Source organism: Corallococcus terminator (assembly GCF_049194865.1).
Lineage (GTDB): Bacteria > Myxococcota > Myxococcia > Myxococcales > Myxococcaceae > Myxococcus > Myxococcus terminator_A.
The window spans coordinates 1-2,401 of sequence record NZ_JBLZWL010000010.1 but is presented as its reverse complement, the minus strand read 5'-3'; the positions used below and the strand labels follow the sequence as shown (position 1 = coordinate 2,401).

At 69.1% G+C, this 2,401-nt stretch carries 1 protein-coding gene; it reads right to left on the bottom strand.

The window, feature by feature from the left end:
* Window positions 1-152 precede the first annotated feature (152 nt).
* Window positions 153-2,401, bottom strand: a 2,249-nt coding sequence (locus ACN469_RS06915) for a TIGR02266 family protein (RefSeq protein WP_498765365.1), incomplete at its 5' end; no start/stop codon positions are given.

Below are 2,401 nucleotides of genomic sequence, written 5' to 3'. Positions count from 1 at the left end.
GGGGGTGTGGTGCTCGTCGGGCAGGTTGCGGCCGGCGGCTTAATAACAGGCGAGGCCGACAAGCGCGGGCCTCAACGACTACCCACATGCATCTTCATTCCCAGCGGGAAAGTGGAAGGAGAGCTGATCCACTCTCAGCGAGAAACCGAGACTCAGGCGCGACCGAACAAGCCCTTGAGCCACCGCACGAAGCCTCGCGGCTTCATGCTCACCGCGGGTGATACCGCGTGAACGTTGGATTGCGGCGCGGCTGTGACCTTGGGTGGAACCACTCTCGGGGCCGAGGTGGTCGCAGCTCCCGCAGTTGCCCTCATTGGCGCCGGACTCGCGGTGGTTGCTCCCGTCGTGCTCGTGGTGCGCGTCGGCGTGGGCGTCGCGGCCTGCGCGGTGGCCGCCGTGCCTTCCGTGTCGAGCTGCGCCAGCTTCGCCTTCACGGCGTCCGGCGTGTCGCGCGTGGAGAAGGTGCTCGTCACTTCGCGTGCGGTGGAGGCCTCGCGCGCGGTGACCTTCAGCAGTGACTCGTTGTTCACCTCGAACGTCACCGACACCTGCACCGCGCCACGCGGGAGCTTGGGCAGGCCCGCGAGCTTCAGCGTGCCCAGGTACTCGTTGTCGGACGCCTTGTCGGAGTCACCCTGGAACACGGTCAGCTCCAGCTCCGTCTGACCATCACGGTGCGTGGAGAGCGTGTAGCTCTTGGTGGAGGGCAGCGAGGTGTTGCGCTCCAGCACGGGCTTGAAGCGGCCACCCGGCAGGCCCACGCCAATGGCCATGGGCAGCACGTCGATGAGCACCACGCCCTCGAGCTGTCCCAGGCTGTGCGCCAGCAGCGCCGCGCCCAGCGCCACCGCTTCGTCCGGGTGGACGCCCTTGCTGGGCGGCTTGCCGAAGAAGCGGGTGATCTTCTCGTGCACCAGCGGGAAGCGGCTCTGGCCTCCGACGAGGATGACCTCGTCGATGTCCTTGGGGCCCAGGTTCTTCGCCTTGAGGACCTCCTCGCAGACCTGGACGGTGCGGTCCACGAGCGCTTCGGTCAGCTCGACGAGCTTCTGCCGCGTCAGCGTGACGTCGAGGTCGTACGGCTTGTCCTCGATCATCGTGACGAAGGCCACGTGCACCCGCATCTCCGAGCGCTCCGACAGCGCGCACTTCGCGCGCTCCGCCGCGTCGTTGATGCGCTGCATGGCCACCCGGTCGCCCTGGAAGGCCCGGCCCGCCTTCTTCTGAAACTCCTCCAGCAGGTACGCGACGATGGCGTTGTCGAAGTCGATGCCACCCAGGAACGTGTCGCCGCCGGTGGAGATGACCTCGTAGACGTTGTCGGACAGCTCCAGCACCGACGCGTCGAAGGTGCCGCCGCCCAAGTCATAGACGAGCACGCGCTGGTTGAGCTTGCGGCCGTAGCCGTACGCGAGCGCCGCGGCGGTGGGCTCGTTGAGGATGCGCTCGACGTAGAGCCCCGCGAGCTTGCCGGCCTCGCGCACCGCGTGGCGCTGGTTGTCGTTGTAGTACGCGGGGACGGTGACGACGGCGCGCGACACCGGCTGGCCCAGCTGGTTCTGGGCGACCTCCCGCACCTCGCGCAGGATGAGCGCGGAGATCTGCTGGAGCGTGTAGACGCGGTCCGACAGCTTCACGCCCGCTTCGCCGTTCTCCCCGCCGGTGATCTCGTAGTGGAACTTGTCCTTGATGGACGCGACGATGGGCGAGTCGTACGCGCGCCCCACCAGGCGCTTGGCGCCGTACACCGTGTTGCGGGGGTTGGTGAGCATCTGCCCCTTGGCCGGGTGGCCCACCACCAGCTTGCCGCGCGTGTTGACGGCGATGATGGAGGGCACCGTGTTGTGGCCCTCGCGGCTGGTGAGCACCCCGGGCTTGCCGTTGCGCACGTACGCCGCGCACGAGTTCGTCGTGCCCAGGTCGATGCCAATCACCACGCCGGCGCGCTTGGGCTCCCCCGTGTTCAAGTCCAGCGCCGCGTCCGACATCATCGTCGCGGGCACCGGGGCGGCCCCCTCGGGAGGCGGCGCGGCCTGGGCGGCGACCACCTGGGGGTTCGCCGCCTGTGGCGGAGGTGGGACGGTGTAGTCCGGAGGGCCCACGCCGGTGGGGACCGGGGGCACGTCCGACTGGGCGTGGGGCAGGGCGGCGACCGCCAGGTCCAGGAAGCGGCGCGTCTGTGGGTCCAACCCCAGGAAGCGCAGGCCCATGCCCACCACGCCCTGGCCTCCCTGGCCGGTGACGAAGTGGACCACGGCCTGCGCGTGGATGAGGCGCTCGCCGCTCGCCAGCCGAAGGTCCAGCGTGACAGCTGTCCCTGGTGGCTTCACCGCGCGCGCGCGCAGGTAGATGCCACCTCGGGTGACATTGCCGCCATACTTCGCCAGGAACTCCTCCGGCG